We start from the raw sequence: 15587 nt of genomic DNA on the forward strand, positions 1-15587 counted from the left end.
GACCCGAGGATCCATACGCAGCACTCGACGTACGTGAGTTCACGCATAGGAGCCCCCTGCCGCTCCGTCTGTCGACGGCGAGCGCAATGCTCGGGGCATGGGTCCTCGGGTCAAGCCCGAGGATGACGGAGGAGGTGGTGGGGCTCGGCGAAAAACGGCGGCGCCATGGATCCCAGGCTCAAGGCCTGGGATGACGGAGTGTGTGGTGATGCGGCGGCCAAGCCACGGTTTGTTGCCTCCGCCCCTCACTCCACCCAGCGCCACCTCACATACTCTCCCGCCGCCGCTCCGCCCCCGCCGCAATCGTCTGCACCAGCTCATCCACTTCCCGCGCCAGCCGCTCCAGCGGCAAGCCGACGAAGCGGCCTTCCAGGCTGATGCTGACGACGCCGTGGACGGCGCCGAAGAGGGTGCGGGCGCGAATGGCGCGGTCTTCGGGGGGCATGTCGGGCTGCAGTTCGGCCAGCGGTTCGGCGATCACATCCATCAGGAAGAGGTGTTCGTCGAGATGCCATTGCGGCGTCGGGCTGGTTTCCGGCGGGAAGTGCTCGAACAACGCCTTCCAGAGGTTCCGGTGCTCGACGGCGAAGCTCAAGTAACCCTGGGCTAGGTTGCGCAGCCGGTCGGTTGGCGGCCGGTCCTTGGTTTCATCAAGGGTGAGCCTTGCCTCCAGCGCCTTCAGCGTTCCCGAATTGACGTGAATGACGAGCTCGGCGAGATCTGAAAAGACCGTGTAGAGGCCGCCGAGCGCGCAGCCGGCATCCTGGGTGATGTCGCGGGCCCGGAGATTGGTGAGCCCGTCCCTGGCGATCCGCTCGCGCGCCGCCTCGATCAGCCGGGCCTTCAGGTCTTCGCGTTTTTCTTCTCGTCTGCCGGCCATTAACCATTCCACTTCGATTTTTTGAACGACGTTCAAAATTTATCTTGAACGACGTTCATGATTCTGGCATAACACCTCTTGTGAACAACGTTCATAAACCGGAGGAAGCAAATGTTCAAACTGATTTCCATTTTGTTGCGGGGCAGGGCGCATGATGCCGAACAGGCTTTCGCCGACTGCCACGCCGTGCCGCTGCTTTCCCAGCAGATCCGCGATGCCGCCCAATCGATCCAGTCGGCCCGCCGCAGCGTCGCCGTCACCATCGCCCAGAACGAACAGGAGAGGGCGCAGCACGGCACGATCGTTGCCCGCATCGCCGATCTCGAGACCCGCGCCACCGCGGCCCTTGCCAAGGGCAATGAGGGCCTGGCCCGCGAGGCGGCCGAGGCGATCGCTTTTCTCGAGGCCGAGCGCGATGCATCTGAGAAGGCGCAAGCCCAGTTCACCCAAGCGATCGACAAGCTGAAAGGGATCGTGCGGGCCTCCGAGGCGCGGCTGCAGGAGTTGCAGCGCGGCGAGCGGTTGGCGCGGGCGACACAGGAGGCGCAGAAGCTCGATGTGTCAGTCGCCGGCCCGGGCTTTGCCACGCTCGACGATGCCGAGGAGACGCTGGCCCGCCTTCGCCTGCGCCAGAGCCAGAATGAACTGACGGCCGCCGCGCTCAAGGACATGGAAGGCGCCATCCGCCCGGCCGCCATCATCGAAAAGCTTGCCAATGCCGGCTTCGGCGCGCCGCTGCGCTCATCCGCCGATGATGTGCTGGCGCGGCTGAAGAGCCGCATCACGCCTGCTGCCTGAAATTGTATCCATCCAACCATTCATCCATCGAACCATAGGGACCACTGATATGAACGACAGTTTCCAGAAACATTCCGCCAGCTGGGTCAGCTTCTCCTACATCTCCTTCGGCTCGGCCGCCTTCATGCTGGCGCTTGGCCTTTACATGATGCCGCTCGATCTCTGGGGCAAAGGCTATCTCGCCATGGGCATTCTGATGCTGGTGCAGACCACGGTGAACATCACCAAGACGCTGCGCGACAACGCCGAATCCGAGAAGCTGATCCGCAAGGTCGAGGATGCCCGCACCGAGAAACTCCTGGTCAAGTTCAATCGTAACGATGAAGATTGATCTTGGTTAACCACAGCGCAGAGTTGTTATCGCATTCAACTTTTGCGTAACAACTCTGTGGCCTTCTCTGCCAGTCGAAAGAGGGACCCGCCGTGCAAAACAATCTGATGACCTCCAGGAAATTCGCGCCGCTGTTCTGGACCCAGTTCCTGACGGCTTTCAACGACAATTTCCTCAAGAACACCCTGGTGTTCCTCATTCTCTTCAAGATGTCGGCCAGTGAGGGCGCCGCCCTGGTGACGCTCGCCGGCGTCATCCTCATCGTGCCCTTCCTGCTGCTCTCCGCACTCGGCGGCGAACTCGCCGACAAGCACGACAAGGCCAAAATCGCCGAGCTGCTGAAACGCTGCGAGATCGCGGTCGCCGCCCTGGCCGTCGTTGGCCTCGCCTTCTCGTCGATCTTCGTGCTGATGGCGGCGCTGTTCGGCTTCGGCATCGTTTCGGCGCTGTTCGGGCCGATCAAATACGGCATCCTGCCTGATCACCTCGAACGCCGCGACCTGCCGAAGGCCAATGCCTGGATCGAAGGCGGCACCTTCATCGCCATCCTCGCCGGCACGATCATCGCCGCGCTCGCCTTCTCCGGCGGTGAAAACGTGCTGATCTTCGGCACGATGATGATGGGGCTTTCGGTGCTCTGCTGGCTTGCCAGCCGGATGATCCCGCCGACCGGCTCCAAGGCGCCGGATCTGGAGATCGACCGCAATGTCATCCGCTCCAGCTACACCCTCGTCAAGGAAATCCGCGAGGATAAACGGCTGTGGCGTTCGGCGCTGATGAACTGCTGGTTCTGGCTGGTCGGCGCCTTCGTTCTCTCCATCCTGCCGACCATGGTGACCGAGCTGCTCGGCGGCTCCGAGCTCGTCGTGCCGGCCTATCTCACCGTCTTTGCCATCGCCGTTGCCGTCGGTTCGGCCATTGCCGCCTGGATGTCGTCGGGCCGCATCGTGCTGCTGCCGGCCCCGGTCGGCACGGCGCTGCTTGGCCTCTTCAGCCTCGATCTCGCCTGGAACCTCTGGGGCCTGGTTTCCACAAGCCACGCGACGACGATCGCTGGTTTCTTTGCCGGCCAGAATACCATCCGCGTCGCCATCGATCTCGCCGGCATGGCCATATCAGGCGCCTTCATCGCCGTGCCCACCTTCGCCGCCCTGCAGACCTGGGCGCATGAGGACCGCCGCGCCCGCGTCATCGGCGCCGCCAATGTGCTGTCGGCGCTGTTCATCACCGTCGGCCTCGGCCTGGTCGCCGCCATCCAGGCGCTCGGCGCCTCCATTCCGCAGATCCTGATCGGCCTCGGCATCATCAATTTCGCCGTCGCCTGGCTGATGCTGAAGACGCTGCCGACCAATCCCTTCCGCGATTTCATCTCGATCCTGTTCCGCGCCTTCATGCGGCTTGAGGTCGAAGGGCTGGAGAATATCAAGAAGGCCGGCCGCGCGCCGATCATTGCCCTCAACCATGTCAGCCTGCTCGATGGCGCCCTGGCGCTTGCCATCACCGAGGAAGAGCCCACCTTTGCCGTCGACTACAAGATCGCCCAGGCCTGGTGGGTGCGGCCCTTCCTGAAGATGTGCAAATTCCTGCCGCTCGACCCGACCAAGCCGATGGCGACGCGCTCGCTGATCAAGGTGGTGCAGGATGGCAGCCCGATCGGCATCTTCCCCGAAGGCCGCCTGACGGTGACCGGCACGCTGATGAAGGTCTATGATGGCGCCGCCATGGTCGCCGACAAAACAGGCTCGATGGTCGTGCCGGTGAAGATCGACGGGCTGGAGAAGAGCTATCTCTCCTATCTCGACAACGGCAAGATCCGCCGCCGGCTGTTCCCCAAGGTCAAGGTCACCATTCTCGAACCGGTGAAGCTGGAAGTGCCGCCGGAGCTGAAAGGCCGCAAGCGCCGCACGGCGGCGGGTGCCGCCCTCTATCAGGTGATGTCGAACCTGCTGTTCCAGACCGCCGATACCTCGTCGACCGTGCTCGACCGCGTCATTCAGGCCGGCCATGAATTCGGCATGGGCAAGCTCGCCGTCGAAGATCCGGTCACCGGCCGGCTGACCTATGGCAAGCTGCTCACAGGGGCGGCCGTGCTCGGCGCCAAATTCCGCGCCCGCTTCCCGGAAACCAACCTCGGCGTCATGCTGCCGAATGCCAATGGTGCGGCCGCCACGCTGCTCGGCGTCATGACGGCGGGCAAGGTGCCGGCGATGCTGAACTTCACTGCCGGCGCCGCCAATATCCTCTCCGCCTGCAAGGCCGCCGAAGTCAGGCATGTGCTGACCTCGCGCGCCTTCGTCACCCAGGCCAAGCTCGGACCTGTCATCGAGGAGATGGAAAAGCAGGTGACGATCGTCTGGCTCGATGATCTCCGGGCCGAAATCGGCCTCAAGGACAAGATCCTGGGTTATCTCAGGAAGGCGCGGCCGCTGGTGAAGCGTAAGCCGGATGATCCGGCCGTCATCCTCTTCACCTCGGGCTCCGAGGGCACGCCGAAGGGCGTGGTGCTGACCCACCGCAACATCCTGTCGAACGCCGCCCAGGCCGCCGCCCGCATCGATTTCCACAGCGGCGACAAGGTGTTCAACATCCTGCCGGTCTTCCATTCTTTCGGGCTGACGGCGGGCACTGTGCTGCCGCTGATCTCGGGCGTGCCGGTCTATTTCTATCCGTCGCCGCTGCATTACCGCATCGTGCCGGAGCTGATCTATGTCTCCAACGCCACGATCATCTTCGGCACCGATACCTTCCTCAACGGTTATTCCAGGACGGCGCATCCTTACGACTTCCGCTCGATCCGCTACATCTTCTCGGGCGCCGAGCCGGTGAAGGCCGCCACCCGCCAGACCTATATGGAAAAATTCGGCCTGCGCATCCTGGAAGGTTACGGCGTCACCGAGACCGCGCCTGTGATTTCGATCAACACACCGATGTACAACAAGTCAGGCACGGTCGGCAAAATCCTGCCGGGCATGGAATGGAAGCTCGAACCGGTGCCCGGCATCGATGAGGGCGGCCGGCTGCATGTGCGCGGCGCCAATGTCATGGCCGGCTACCTCCGTGCCGAAAAGCCCGGCGTGCTCGAGCCGCTCGCCGACGGCTGGCACGACACCGGCGACATCGTCACCATCGACGAGGACGGTTTCGTCAAGATCCGCGGCCGCGCCAAACGCTTCGCCAAGATCGGCGGCGAAATGATCTCGCTCGCCGCCGTCGAGACGCTGGCCGCCGAGCTCTGGCCGGGCGCGCTGTCGGTCGTCTCCTCGCTGCCCGACGCCAAGAAGGGCGAGCGCCTGGTGCTCCTGACCGACGCCCCCACCGCCACCCGCGCCGAATTCCTCGCCTTCGCCAAATCCAGGGGCGCCATGGACATGATGGTCCCGGCCGAGGTCAATATCGGCAAGGTGCCGGTGCTCGGCTCCGGCAAGGTAGATTTCGTCGCGGCGCGGAAGCTGGCGGAAGCTGCGGTGCAGGCGGGGGAGGCGGCGTGAGGGCGTAGGGTTCGGGGGTCTCGCGTGGCCCCCGCTGGCCTGCCGGCCCCGTGGCTCGACCCTGGGCCTGGTAGGGCAGAGGGGTATTCAAGCACCGCCTCCCTCCGTCATCCCAGGGCTTGACCTGGGATCCATGCGGCTGGCACTGGTGGACTGGGATGGCATCCAACTGGGGTAAATTTTGAAGCCTCGTGCCGGGTTGTGGATCCCAGGGTCAAGCCCTGGGATGACGGAGTTTGGGGAGGGCAATTGGCAAGAGGCGGAACGTCTGGAGGAATTTCAGGGAGATGCACGAGCCGTTTTGCATTTGCATGGCTTAAATCGGCAATCCGATAAATGCTGCACACTTCGCTATTTGTCGCACACGTTTCCCCCACCCTCCGTCATCCCAGGGCTTGACCCTGGGATCCATGCGCAGAGCACCCCAGAAGACGCAGCCGGCATCACCACAACGTAAGATAAAGATCGTCCCACTCGGGATTCATGGTTTCGACCAGGTCGATCTTCCATTGCCGGTACCATCGCTTCAACGACTTCTCGCGCTGGATCGCACTGCCGATGTCCCAGTGCTCCTCATACCAGACGAGACGGGTGCATCCGTATTTCCAGGCAAAGCCCGGCGTCAGCCCCTCGCGATGCTCATAGATGCGGCGCTCCAGATCGGATGTCACGCCGATATAGAGCGTGCCATTTTTCTGATTGGTGACGATGTAAACATATCCCGCCATTCCGGCAGAGTGCGTGGCTGTGGATCCCAGGGTCAAGCCCTGGGATGCCGGAGTTTGGGGAGGGCAATTGGCAAGAGGCGGGACGTCTGGATGAATTTCAGCAAGGTGCACGAGCAGTTTTGCATTGGCATGGCGTAAATCGGCAATTCGATAAACGCTGCACACCTCGCTATTTGTCGCACACGTTTCCACCACCTCCGTCATCCCAGGGCTTGACCCTGGGATCCATGCGGCACGCGCCGAGGGCGGTGGCCTATGGCGTCGGCCCGCTTGCCGCGGTCGGCGTCGGATTCTTCAGCCTGAGAGCAAGAATGAGCGGCACGGCCAGCGCATAGACGGCGACGACCGAGAGCCAGATTGCGCCCGGCCATGCCTGGCGGACGAGGAAATAGACGCTGGAGAAGCCAAGCGGCGCGACGATCGAGGCGAGGCTGACGACCGAGGCGAGCACGCCCTGGAACTGGCCTTGCCTGCTCTCATCCACCTGCCGGCTGGCGAGCGACTGCAGCGCCGGCACGCCGATGCCGCCGAGCGTGAAGACCGGCATGATCGAAAAGATCATCCAGCCCTGGCCGGCAAAGGCCATGACGGTCAGCGCCATCGCGGCGCCGGCGATGCCGGTCAGGATTGCCCCGCGTTCGCCGAGCAATTTGACCGCCGGTCCCGGAAGGAGGGCCTGGGTCAGCGTCTGGCAGATGCCGAAGGCGCCGAGGGAAAGGCCGATCGAAAGCCCGCTCCAATGGAAGGCGTCGCTGCCCCAGAGCGCCCAGCAGGTGCCGTAGGCCTCGCCGGTGGCGCTGAAGATGAAGAAGAGGGTGACGACAGGCAGCAGGCTTTTGACCTCCAGCACCGCGTGCAGCGGCTTCAGCGGATTGAGCGCCGAAAGCGCGATCTTCTCCCGGCTGCCGGGGCGCGATTCCGGCAGGACGAAGAAGGCGAGCAGCAGGTTCAAGCCATTGAGCGCGGCCGCCGCCATGAAGGGCAGCCGCAGCCAGTGATCACCGAGGACGCCGCCGGCGACCGGGCCGATGATGAAGCCGAGGCCGAACATGGCGTTGAAAAGCCCGAAGCGGCGGGCGCGCTTCGCCTCGGGCGAGATGTCGGTGATATAGGCGGTCGCCACCGACACGTTGGCGCTCGTCAGGCCGGCGATGGCGCGGCCGAGAAACAGCATCGGCAGATTGGCCGCAAAGGCGAGGAACAGATAGTTGACGGCAGCGCCGGCGAGCGAAATCAACAGCACCGGCCGGCGGCCGATCCGGTCGCTGAGGGCCCCGAGCACCGGCGCGAAAATGAACTGCATGACCGCATAGAGCGCGGTCAGCGTGCCGATATAGGCCGCGACGTTTTCGGCATGGGTGATATCGCGCAGCAGCGCGGGCAGGATGGGGAAGATCAGGCCGATGCCGACGGCATCGAGGACAATGGCGGTGAAAATGACGATAAGGGATCTGGTCATGGCGCGTTCCGGGTCGACGCAAGCGCACGAGCGCCGTTCGAGCGCCAATGGACTCACGATGAGGCCTGAGCTGATCAGGCGTTTGGTTTCTGGGAGGTGCTGGCCGATCCATGCTGCAAAGGCATGAATGGCGTGTGCTCGACCACCTGGACGACCATTCGTCCACCTGTTTACTCCGCCACTGAGCGGATCAAGGGAGGCAGCCGCTTTTCGCGACGGGCAATAGATACGCCGGAGGGCTGAATGCGACAAGCCCCTTTTTGCGCCGGATTTGGTTGCGGGCTGTCGGGATATTGAGAGCGGGGTCGATGGGCCATCCGCTGCAACGGCGGACCTGGCGGAATCTGCTCTTCGTGCAGAAGCCGGCTTGCGGCAGAAGCAGCAGCCGCGAACGAAAACAGGCGGCACCTGGGGCCGCCTGTGAGCTGCTTCGGACGAAGCGTCCGTTACTTCTGTTCCGGCGCCAGGAACTCGGCGCAATAGGACGGGCCGTTGACGCCAGGGATATCGGCGACGGTGCGGATGTCGCGGATCGTGTAATCGGAGCTGGTGGTGATTTCCGCCTGGCAGCGCAGATAGGCGGTGCGGGCGGACGCGATCTGCTTGCCGCGCTTACCGTCGGCGCCTTCGGCGTATTTCGCCGGAATGCGCACGGTCTTGTAGCCGCCGCGCCAGGTATAGACGGTGGTCGAGCCTTGCTCGCTGTCGCTGATCGGCGGCCCGTAGGCGGCAAAGAAGATGCCGGCCGATTTGCCGACCCAGCGGGCCTCGATCGGATTGCCGGCGGAAGGAATGGTCGTGCATCCGGCAAGCGCAATTGCAAGCCCGGCCGCGGTCATGGTGCGGAAATTCATCGTGTCGTCCTGATCTCTAGCGCATTGGCTGCGAAGCCCGCCCTCGTGAGCGGTTTCGCCTGTCCCGTCTGCCCTTTAGCGCGGAACCCGGCAAAAGAAAATTGCCCGTTTGAGACTTCCGTTCGATTTGCGGGAAGTGTGGCTTTTTGCTGCAGTCGCGTGATCTCGAGCCTGTCACGTCACCGTCAAAAATTCCGCCGGTTTTTTGGAATTTGGTGCTTGTGCAACCAGATAGGCTGTTCTATAGAAGCGCCGCTGGTCACGGAGTGTAGCGCAGTCTGGTAGCGCACCACGTTCGGGACGTGGGGGTCGAGTGTTCGAATCACTCCACTCCGACCAGCTAGAAACCCCGCTCCGGCGGGGTTTTTCGTTTCTGCTGATCTCAGCCCAAAGTCCCCCGGATTCACCGGAGCGAGGTCAACCGCCCGAAAACCCGTCCTTCTCCGGTTATAATTTTTCTGCAGGAAGGTATAACCGAAGCGCGGCTGGCGGAAGCTCGGTGCATCGGCAACGCAAGAATCGAAGTTCGAGCCGATCCCAGGTTTTGAGCTGCGTCTCCATCCAGGTGCCCCAAGCGCAATTTGCGGACCGCACGAGCGCCGCTCTGGATTTCGGACTCATCTATGCTAGCATCGAGGCCTGCGTGACTGGCGATGAAGGTGGATACCACCGGGGAGCGTGGGAATTTGGCCGCTCGCCTGGGCATCTGGATCATTTTTGCGAAGGTGTCCCATGTCGTCCCGCATCGAAAGTGAACGGCTTGCGAATTGTCTAGCCGAACTTGATCAACTCACGAATTGGGAACGCCGCCCGCGCGGCGATATGCGGGTCGATCTGGAGCCGATGCGCGATCTCGCCCGTCGGCTTGGCGATCCCCAGAACAGCTTTCGTATCGTCCATGTGGCCGGCACCAAGGGCAAAGGCTCGACTTGCGCCCTGATCGAGGCGGGTCTTGCGCAGGCGGGCTTCGCCGTCGGGCGATATGCCTCGCCGCATGTCATGCACATCACCGAGCGGGTCAGCATTGATGGCCGTCCGGTCGGCGAGGAGCGCCTGGCGGACGCGCTTGGGGCAGCGCTGGCGGCATTCAAAGACGCAAGGCGAGAGGCGACAGCCGCGCAGGGAGCAACCTGGTTCGATATCCTGACGGTTTCGGCCTTGCTGATCTTCAGCATGGAAGGCGTGGAGTGGGCCGTTCTCGAAACCGGACTTGGAGGGCGGTGGGACTCGACCAATATCGTTCAAAGCGATGTCGCCGTTATCACCAATATCGATCTCGAGCACACCGAAATCCTCGGCAAAACCCGCGCCGCCATTGCTTTCGAGAAGGCGGGAATCATAAAGCCCGGCACAACGGTCGTCACCCTCCTGCCGGAGGCGGACGAGGCAGGCGCCGTCATATCCGCCCGGGCAGCAGAACTCGGCTCTGCCGTGCGACGCCCCATGGTGCCGGCCGACGCAACGATTGAGCAGCGGAATGTTGCCGTGGCGGCAGCGGTTCTGGATGTCCTCGGAAAAATGGGCGTCATGACAAAGGGCGCAGGCGCGGTGTCGGAGCCTCTTGGAGCACAGCTCCTCGATCCCTCGACGATCGAAGCTGCCCGCCTGCCGGGACGGCTCGAAAAAATCGCCGTCGTCACCAGCCACGGCGATAAGGTCAACGTGGTGCTGGACGGCGCGCATGTTCCCTTCAACCTTGCTGCGGTTCTGAGCGACCTCTCGCAGGAAGAAAAGTACCGCGCTCCCTGCATTGCCGTCGTGTCAATCGCGGAAGACAAGGACGCGGCAGGCTTGCTGTCGACGATGACGCGCCACGATATATCGATCATCTTCACCACCGTCGGCGCCAGATCGCGTTCGCCGGAACAGCTGAAGACGATTGCAGACAGCCTCGGGCTGCTGAGCATCGTCGTGCCGGACCCGCTCGAGGCCTATCAGGAAGCACTGGCCGGCGCCGCGGAATCGGGCGCATGGGTTCTCGTGACGGGATCGCTTTATCTCGTCGGCATTATCCGTGCGGCGTGAGCCCGAGCGGGTGTGAATGACTCCGACCGGAACGCGGTGGAGAAGAAGCCGCCGCCGATGGAACGTGCGACGCTGTGCTGCGATCTCAGCCGCCGACTGTGATTTCACCATCCGCAACACGTTTGACAAATATCTTCAGACCTTCATGCCTCAGTTTCTTCCAACCGCCGTCGGAAACCATTGATTTAGCCAGATCGGCAAACCCGGTCGTGAGGTAGGGAACCTGCGATGCCGGTCGTTTGCCGAGCGCTTGAATCAAGCAGTCAGTTCTTGGTGGGGACGAGAATGAGTTTCCTGAACGTTTCATGCCGATCTCCAAATGATCTGTGCCATCTGGAAATCTGATCGTCCCATAGCCGCACTTGGCCGCGGCATTCACTTCGGCCTTGGAGAGATTGTCTTGCAGAAGAAATGACAGCTGGCTGAAAGTGTTGTCGGTGTAGTCGAACTGACCCAGTACGATGAAGTCCAGCTCGTTCTGCCCCTTCTTGGCGCCTTTGATCTTGCCATAGAAGTTGGAATTCACCTTGGTGTCCTTGCCTGTCTTCATGGCAAGCATTTCGCCCAGCTTGATATAGGTCCTCGGTTTTGACGAAACGTTTTCGGTACCAGCCGCGGCGTTGCCTGAAGGCAGACTGGCGGTCTCCGGCTTGGCATAGGCGTCAGCGAAGGCTCGCAGTGTCGTGAGATTGAGCGCTTGGGGAAGCGAACCGCTCTCGAACTTGCGGCAAGAGAGAGCGGCTTGCCGTGTTGCCTTGTCAGGCTTGCCCTCAACATTCCCTGGCTTGCAGCCCAAATGAGCCAGTTGCTGCTGCAACGTCTTGAGCAAAACTGCTTGTTCGGCGGAATAGACGCTGACGCCGCGGGTTACACTGACATTGCGGACATCGATGCCGATACCATCCGGCTGCACCACGTCAAACTGGGACGTATGATGGTCATAGTTCTTCCATTCATTGCCCCAACCCATCATCACCGGGCCGAGAATGAAGTTGAATGATTTTGGGTCGCGGTTTGATTGCGGCTCGCACTCGTTCGATTCCCAGCAATGCGGAGCCTGGTTGGTTGCTTCGCCTTCGGCGGCGTAGATCACCTTGTTGTCGCAGCTTGCCGTAACCCATCCGCTGTCATCGTTTGCCCATCGGATTTTCAGCGAGAATGTCGCCCATTTGCCGAAATCTTCCGGTTTTTGGCACTGACGGGCGAGAAAGTTGACGCCGTTGCGCGTGTCGGCCTTCAGCATGTAGATGAAATTGTGGATTGCCGGTCCTTCCCAGGACGCGAAACGCAAATGGCTGTCCCAGCCGTCGGGATAAAAGCCATTTGCGGAGTTGTTGTGCCAGCCTTTGTAGGCAAAAGTCGGATCGAGCCGGAAATCAAACTTGTATTCGACGCTTTCGCCAACCCTCATGTCTCGCGTATAGCGAATCGTGGAGCGGACGTTGCCATTGCGACAATCATTTTCGCCCCGTCCATCTCCATAGTCGACGTTGGAACACTGACGGTCGAATATTTCAAACCGGGTCACGCCGCCCTTGACCTCAGGTCTGACCGATCCGTTGAACTTGTGGCGCTCAAAACCTTTGGGGAGCGGATCGGCAGTCGCTGCTGCGTGGGTCGCAAAAACCATAAGCGCGCCAACCGCCAGTCCAACGATAGGATTTTTCAGCATAGCCCCCTCTCCAAATTGGACTCCAACCATATCACGATCTCTTTTGGAGGGTCGGGTTTAGATCAGGTTCAGATCGGTGCGGATGCAATTAGCGACGACACCCAAGTCCAACACGGAATTCTGGACGAACAAGTTCGAGAAGACCGTATCGCCTGATCGGCGCATCATGGCCGAGATCGAAAGGTTGGGTTGGTGGGGATGCCACACAGGGCCGGCGGTCGAGGCTATGTGCTCGGAGCCCCAGCGCTCAGCAGCGCCCGTACCAATGCCGCCTGGTTGCGTACGCCGGTTTTGTCGAAGATGCGCTGTAGCTGGGTGCGCAACGTGTTGACACTGACCCCGAGCAGATCGGCGGCGGCTGCGAGATCGTGGCCATCGACGATCAGGCGGGCAAGCCGGGTCTGCGCCGGCGAGAGGCCGAAGACCTCCCGCGCGCTCGCGATCCGGCGCACCACAGTCTCGGCGTCGTCGAAGGAGACCAGCGCCTTGCCGTCCTCGAGCAGAACCCAGCAGTGGAGCGGAATCCCGGCCGCGTCTTCGCCAAGCGCCACCGCCCAGGCCTGCTTCGGCGCGATGTTCAGCGGCCTCTGGCTCTGCAGCTCGCGGAACGCCAGGCGCACCGCCTCCCGCAGTGCTGCGTCGTGTTCGCGCTGCCGGGCACGCAGGCGGCCGGCGGCGGCGACGAGCCCGGGATGGCCGTGCATCCGCTCCCGCGCCAGCCGGTTCGTCCAGAGGATCCTGGCATCCGTGTCGACCTCGATCAGCGGGCAGTTCGCCTCCTCGACGCTGCTCTCCATCATCACCATGCAGCCGATCTTCCAGGCGCCGTCGATCCGCTGGAGGATCCGCAGCTGGCGCTTGCGATCTTCGCCGGTGTCGCTGCCGATCTGATCGAAGGTCATCCAGGCCATGTTGCCGTCGACGACGATGTTGACCTTTTCCCAGCGGACGCGCTCCGAAAAGGCATATTTCTCCGGGAATCGCTCGACGATCTTCCTGATCCGCGCGGCGATCGGGTCCCAGCCTTCGTCCACCCGGACGCCGAGCGAAGCGAAATATTCCATCCGCCGGGTCTGCGGCGACTGCACCCAGTGGCTCGCCAGCGCCTCGAAGTCCCGCTGCAGCCAGGCCTCGGTTTCGGCGCGGATCACGGCCATGATCGCCGCCCGGTCAGCCTCGCTGTCGTCCATCGCGCGGTCCCCCACAACGGATCGCAGCATAGCATGATCGGTCTGTCGGAGCATGACGGCACCTCATGTGTGGATGACGCCGGCCAGCAGCAGCGTCAGGCCGGCGGTCGCGGCAGTCAGCCCGAGTAGCCGAAGCCTCAGGCGCGGCAGGGTGATCTGATTTCGGTAGTATCGGTACTCGGCCGCGGCGCCCATCGGCGTGGGGCGGCGGCGGTTTGGCATGTGCGCGGCGACGAGACTCTGAAGGTCCATTGTGTTGCCTCCCGGTTCGGGCTTCATCTGCCGCATTCTCGCACGCATCCGAGCCGGGCCCTGTCATGCAGACGGAGGACATCGCGCTCGGCGCCCGGCTGGCGAACGAAGAATCATCTCAACCGGAACGAGTCCCGCGGTGATTCGTTGAGTCGCGTATTTCCAGCGTGAGGGGATGCATCATGAGCAAACGACGAAGGTTCAAGCCGGTGAAGATCACCATCAATGGCAAGGTGAGGACGGTCTATAATGTTGTTCAGGCCGGCAACACCTTGCTGAATGATTGGCCCGAGCAGACGCCGGCGGCGAAGGCGGCCGAACGGCTTGTGCTCGACGTGTTCAATGATGTCGCCGGGCCCGAGCAGGTGCGGCGGGCGTTCATTACCGCGGCGAAGGCGAGCGACATCAAGTTCAGTTCCTGACCGGCGGTGTCGGCAAAAGCCCTGGCTCACTTCCATGACACATGCTCCTGGTTTCGCAGATCCCGGGTTTTGAACTGTGTCTCCATCCAGGCGGCCGAGATGATCGCCGCGAGGAAACCGAAGGCGAGACAGGCGATCGCCTGGGTCCGCCACGAGACGAAGGTGACCGGCGCCGGGGTGACGGGCTTTTGCGCGCAGTCACCGGGTGGGCAGGCGCAGCCGGAAAAGGCCTTGATCAGGCAATCGCTCATGATGCGCCGCCTTTCACCGTATCGATGGCGGCGAGGATTTTCTGGTGAAGCGGGCAGCCGTGATCGTCGCTGCCGTGGAAAAAGCGTTCGGCCTCCACCAGCGCCTCCAGGAGATCGGGTGCCCCTGCGGTGAAGCGGGCCGTGGCACGGGTCTTTTCGCTTGCTCCGGCCCACCGGGCGGCGGGACGGGAAGGGCGCTCGGTCGATGGTTCGGATGTGGGATTGGCGGCAGACATCTCCGTTCCCCTCAGGCGTAAAGCTGATCATTGTCGGTGATGCCCATGATCTCGCGGGCATAGCGGTAGTGCTCCTCGACGCTTGCCGCAGCGCCCCGCAGCCAGGACGGGCCGCGGATCGAATGTTCGGGACGGCGCAGGAAGGCAAAGCCGAGGGCGCCCATGCGCTGGGCCTCGTTGGCCATATAGGCGCGGCAGTCGCCCATCGTGCGCGCCGCATTCCAGCGGGCGTCCCGCTTGCTCTCCTCTGTCTCGATCTTGCGAATGTGCTGCATCGCCTGTCCTCTCGCGCCTCTGGTCGGCTTGTGAGGTTAAGGTATTTATTATACCCGATCCCGTCAACGGAAAAAGGTATAAAAAATACCTCTTGGATTGACGAGGTACGAATCGTAGGCGTATGTCTTGATCAAGTGATTGGGCGACCGGGTGCAACTCCCGAGCTGACGAAGCCCAGCGGCGCGGGAAGCGAAAGTCCTTAAGTGCGCTGTCAGAAAATCAGGACGAGGGCGAAGCGAATGGCCCCTCTGGCACGTGTCCCATCCCGGCTCCGGCCTTCAGGACTTGGCCAATGCTCTCCCGGCTTCATGGGCTTTGCTCATGGGGTAGGGGGAAGCTTTGGCCGGAACCCTCCCTCACCAGCCTTCAGGAACCTTCTCCTCCTAAGCTGAAGAGAGAGGAATGAGAACTGAAGTTGGAGTATGAAGCTACGAGAAAAAAAGAGGCCGGCCATGCGCAGCGACATCGAAATCACCGACGAGGTGATCGAGGCGGGCCTGGCATCACCGAGTTCTACGATCCGTGGGAGGAGAAGCTGCCGAAGGATATGTTTCCCGCCGCCATCCGGTCCATCCTGGTGGCGGTGTCGCGAGTGGTGCGCGAACGGCATCCGGAGCTTCCGCAATTTGTGGCTTCAGAGGATGCGTCGTCCCGATATCCCTCGTGATCCCGGCTGGGGATCGGCGAGCTTCGGAGCGAAATCCTACAGGCCGTACATCTCCCGC

16 protein-coding genes, 1 tRNA gene and 1 riboswitch are annotated in these 15587 nt (G+C 62.4%); of the genes, 7 read left to right on the forward strand and 10 right to left on the reverse strand.

Going from position 1 to position 15587, the window contains the following annotated elements; all coding sequences use genetic code 11:
• Nucleotides 1–265: 265 nt before the first annotated feature.
• Complete coding sequence (locus FHX10_RS25695) at nt 266–880, reverse strand: TetR/AcrR family transcriptional regulator (RefSeq protein WP_028757104.1); 615 nt, start codon at nt 878–880, stop codon at nt 266–268.
• A 111-nt stretch (nt 881–991) separates the two neighbouring features.
• Between FHX10_RS25695 and FHX10_RS25700 the strand changes: the two genes are divergently transcribed.
• The 3 genes from FHX10_RS25700 to FHX10_RS25710 all read left to right on the forward strand — a co-directional run bounded on the left by FHX10_RS25700 (nt 992) and on the right by FHX10_RS25710 (nt 5497).
• A complete protein-coding gene (locus FHX10_RS25700) occupies nt 992–1678 on the forward strand; it encodes a PspA/IM30 family protein (protein ID WP_028757103.1) in 687 nt (228 codons plus the stop codon).
• A gap of 49 nt (nt 1679–1727) precedes the next feature.
• Nucleotides 1728–2009 (forward strand): YiaA/YiaB family inner membrane protein, encoded by a 282-nt coding sequence (locus FHX10_RS25705; protein WP_003546080.1) that lies wholly within the window; start codon nt 1728–1730, stop codon nt 2007–2009.
• Between the two features lie 92 nt (nt 2010–2101).
• Nucleotides 2102–5497, forward strand: coding sequence for an acyl-[ACP]--phospholipid O-acyltransferase (locus FHX10_RS25710; RefSeq protein WP_028757102.1), 3396 nt, complete (start codon nt 2102–2104; stop codon nt 5495–5497).
• Between the two features lie 443 nt (nt 5498–5940).
• On the opposite strand, the gene FHX10_RS25715 is transcribed toward FHX10_RS25710, so the two are convergent.
• The 3 genes from FHX10_RS25715 to FHX10_RS25725 form a co-directional block, all read right to left on the reverse strand.
• Complete coding sequence (locus FHX10_RS25715; RefSeq protein WP_028757101.1) at nt 5941–6225, reverse strand: GIY-YIG nuclease family protein; 285 nt, start codon at nt 6223–6225, stop codon at nt 5941–5943.
• A gap of 253 nt (nt 6226–6478) precedes the next feature.
• The gene (locus tag FHX10_RS25720; protein ID WP_028757100.1) at nt 6479–7684 is read right to left on the reverse strand and encodes a TCR/Tet family MFS transporter; all 1206 of its coding nucleotides are present in this window, start codon (nt 7682–7684) and stop codon (nt 6479–6481) included.
• A gap of 446 nt (nt 7685–8130) precedes the next feature.
• Nucleotides 8131–8538: a hypothetical protein gene (locus FHX10_RS25725; RefSeq protein ID WP_028757099.1), complete on the reverse strand. Its 408-nt coding sequence runs from the start codon at nt 8536–8538 to the stop codon at nt 8131–8133.
• 262 nt (nt 8539–8800) lie between these two features.
• On the opposite strand from FHX10_RS25725, the gene FHX10_RS25730 reads away from it, so the two are divergent.
• A tRNA-Pro gene (locus tag FHX10_RS25730) sits at nt 8801–8877 on the forward strand.
• 294 nt (nt 8878–9171) lie between these two features.
• Nucleotides 9172–9249, forward strand: a riboswitch (ZMP/ZTP riboswitch).
• A gap of 21 nt (nt 9250–9270) precedes the next feature.
• Nucleotides 9271–10563: a bifunctional folylpolyglutamate synthase/dihydrofolate synthase gene (locus tag FHX10_RS25735; RefSeq protein ID WP_028757098.1), complete on the forward strand. Its 1293-nt coding sequence runs from the start codon at nt 9271–9273 to the stop codon at nt 10561–10563.
• An 85-nt stretch (nt 10564–10648) separates the two neighbouring features.
• Here FHX10_RS25735 and FHX10_RS25740 read toward each other — a convergent pair whose 3' ends face one another.
• The 3 genes from FHX10_RS25740 to FHX10_RS25750 all read right to left on the reverse strand — a co-directional run bounded on the left by FHX10_RS25740 (nt 10649) and on the right by FHX10_RS25750 (nt 13677).
• Nucleotides 10649–12235, reverse strand: coding sequence for a hypothetical protein (locus FHX10_RS25740; protein ID WP_028757097.1), 1587 nt, complete (start codon nt 12233–12235; stop codon nt 10649–10651).
• A 224-nt stretch (nt 12236–12459) separates the two neighbouring features.
• Nucleotides 12460–13479, reverse strand: coding sequence for a LuxR family transcriptional regulator (locus FHX10_RS25745; protein WP_047614024.1), 1020 nt, complete (start codon nt 13477–13479; stop codon nt 12460–12462).
• A gap of 9 nt (nt 13480–13488) precedes the next feature.
• Nucleotides 13489–13677 (reverse strand): hypothetical protein, encoded by a 189-nt coding sequence (locus FHX10_RS25750; protein ID WP_184390552.1) that lies wholly within the window; start codon nt 13675–13677, stop codon nt 13489–13491.
• A gap of 182 nt (nt 13678–13859) precedes the next feature.
• On the opposite strand from FHX10_RS25750, the gene FHX10_RS25755 reads away from it, so the two are divergent.
• A complete protein-coding gene (locus FHX10_RS25755) occupies nt 13860–14099 on the forward strand; it encodes a DUF982 domain-containing protein (protein ID WP_184390555.1) in 240 nt (79 codons plus the stop codon).
• A 26-nt stretch (nt 14100–14125) separates the two neighbouring features.
• On the opposite strand, the gene FHX10_RS25760 is transcribed toward FHX10_RS25755, so the two are convergent.
• From FHX10_RS25760 to FHX10_RS25770, 3 genes are read right to left on the reverse strand one after another with little or no spacing between them, the layout of a single operon-like run.
• Complete coding sequence (locus tag FHX10_RS25760; RefSeq protein WP_184390557.1) at nt 14126–14350, reverse strand: hypothetical protein; 225 nt, start codon at nt 14348–14350, stop codon at nt 14126–14128.
• Nucleotides 14347–14586: a hypothetical protein gene (locus tag FHX10_RS25765; protein WP_184390559.1), complete on the reverse strand. Its 240-nt coding sequence runs from the start codon at nt 14584–14586 to the stop codon at nt 14347–14349. Before FHX10_RS25765 ends, FHX10_RS25760 begins: the two co-directional genes overlap by 4 nt.
• Before the next feature lie 11 nt (nt 14587–14597).
• On the reverse strand, nt 14598–14861 hold the full coding sequence (locus tag FHX10_RS25770; RefSeq protein ID WP_184390562.1) for a hypothetical protein: 264 nt from the start codon (nt 14859–14861) through the stop codon (nt 14598–14600).
• Nucleotides 14862–15277: 416 nt separating this feature from the next.
• Here FHX10_RS25770 and FHX10_RS25775 point away from each other — a divergent pair, with 416 nt between their 5' ends.
• On the forward strand, nt 15278–15529 hold the full coding sequence (locus FHX10_RS25775) for a hypothetical protein (RefSeq protein ID WP_246781259.1): 252 nt from the start codon (nt 15278–15280) through the stop codon (nt 15527–15529).
• Nucleotides 15530–15587: the final 58 nt, after the last annotated feature.

The organism is Rhizobium sp. BK591 (genome assembly GCF_014195045.1).
Taxonomy (GTDB): Bacteria; Pseudomonadota; Alphaproteobacteria; order Rhizobiales; family Rhizobiaceae; genus Rhizobium; species Rhizobium anhuiense.

What these genes read in the sequence shown, in the direction of transcription:
- FHX10_RS25760 (WP_184390557.1), bottom strand. Translation starts at nt 14,350, where the DNA reads ATGAGCGATTGCCTGATCAAGGCCTTTTCCGGCTGCGCCTGCCCACCC.
- FHX10_RS25765 (WP_184390559.1), bottom strand. Translation starts at nt 14,586, where the DNA reads ATGTCTGCCGCCAATCCCACATCCGAACCATCGACCGAGCGCCCTTCC.
- FHX10_RS25745 (WP_047614024.1), bottom strand. Translation starts at nt 13,479, where the DNA reads ATGCTCCGACAGACCGATCATGCTATGCTGCGATCCGTTGTGGGGGAC.
- FHX10_RS25695 (WP_028757104.1), bottom strand. Translation starts at nt 880, where the DNA reads ATGGCCGGCAGACGAGAAGAAAAACGCGAAGACCTGAAGGCCCGGCTG.
- FHX10_RS25770 (WP_184390562.1), bottom strand. Translation starts at nt 14,861, where the DNA reads ATGCAGCACATTCGCAAGATCGAGACAGAGGAGAGCAAGCGGGACGCC.
- FHX10_RS25705 (WP_003546080.1), top strand. Translation starts at nt 1,728, where the DNA reads ATGAACGACAGTTTCCAGAAACATTCCGCCAGCTGGGTCAGCTTCTCC.
- FHX10_RS25700 (WP_028757103.1), top strand. Translation starts at nt 992, where the DNA reads ATGTTCAAACTGATTTCCATTTTGTTGCGGGGCAGGGCGCATGATGCC.
- FHX10_RS25740 (WP_028757097.1), bottom strand. Translation starts at nt 12,235, where the DNA reads ATGCTGAAAAATCCTATCGTTGGACTGGCGGTTGGCGCGCTTATGGTT.
- FHX10_RS25755 (WP_184390555.1), top strand. Translation starts at nt 13,860, where the DNA reads ATGAGCAAACGACGAAGGTTCAAGCCGGTGAAGATCACCATCAATGGC.
- FHX10_RS25735 (WP_028757098.1), top strand. Translation starts at nt 9,271, where the DNA reads ATGTCGTCCCGCATCGAAAGTGAACGGCTTGCGAATTGTCTAGCCGAA.
- FHX10_RS25720 (WP_028757100.1), bottom strand. Translation starts at nt 7,684, where the DNA reads ATGACCAGATCCCTTATCGTCATTTTCACCGCCATTGTCCTCGATGCC.
- FHX10_RS25750 (WP_184390552.1), bottom strand. Translation starts at nt 13,677, where the DNA reads ATGGACCTTCAGAGTCTCGTCGCCGCGCACATGCCAAACCGCCGCCGC.
- FHX10_RS25715 (WP_028757101.1), bottom strand. Translation starts at nt 6,225, where the DNA reads ATGGCGGGATATGTTTACATCGTCACCAATCAGAAAAATGGCACGCTC.
- FHX10_RS25725 (WP_028757099.1), bottom strand. Translation starts at nt 8,538, where the DNA reads ATGAATTTCCGCACCATGACCGCGGCCGGGCTTGCAATTGCGCTTGCC.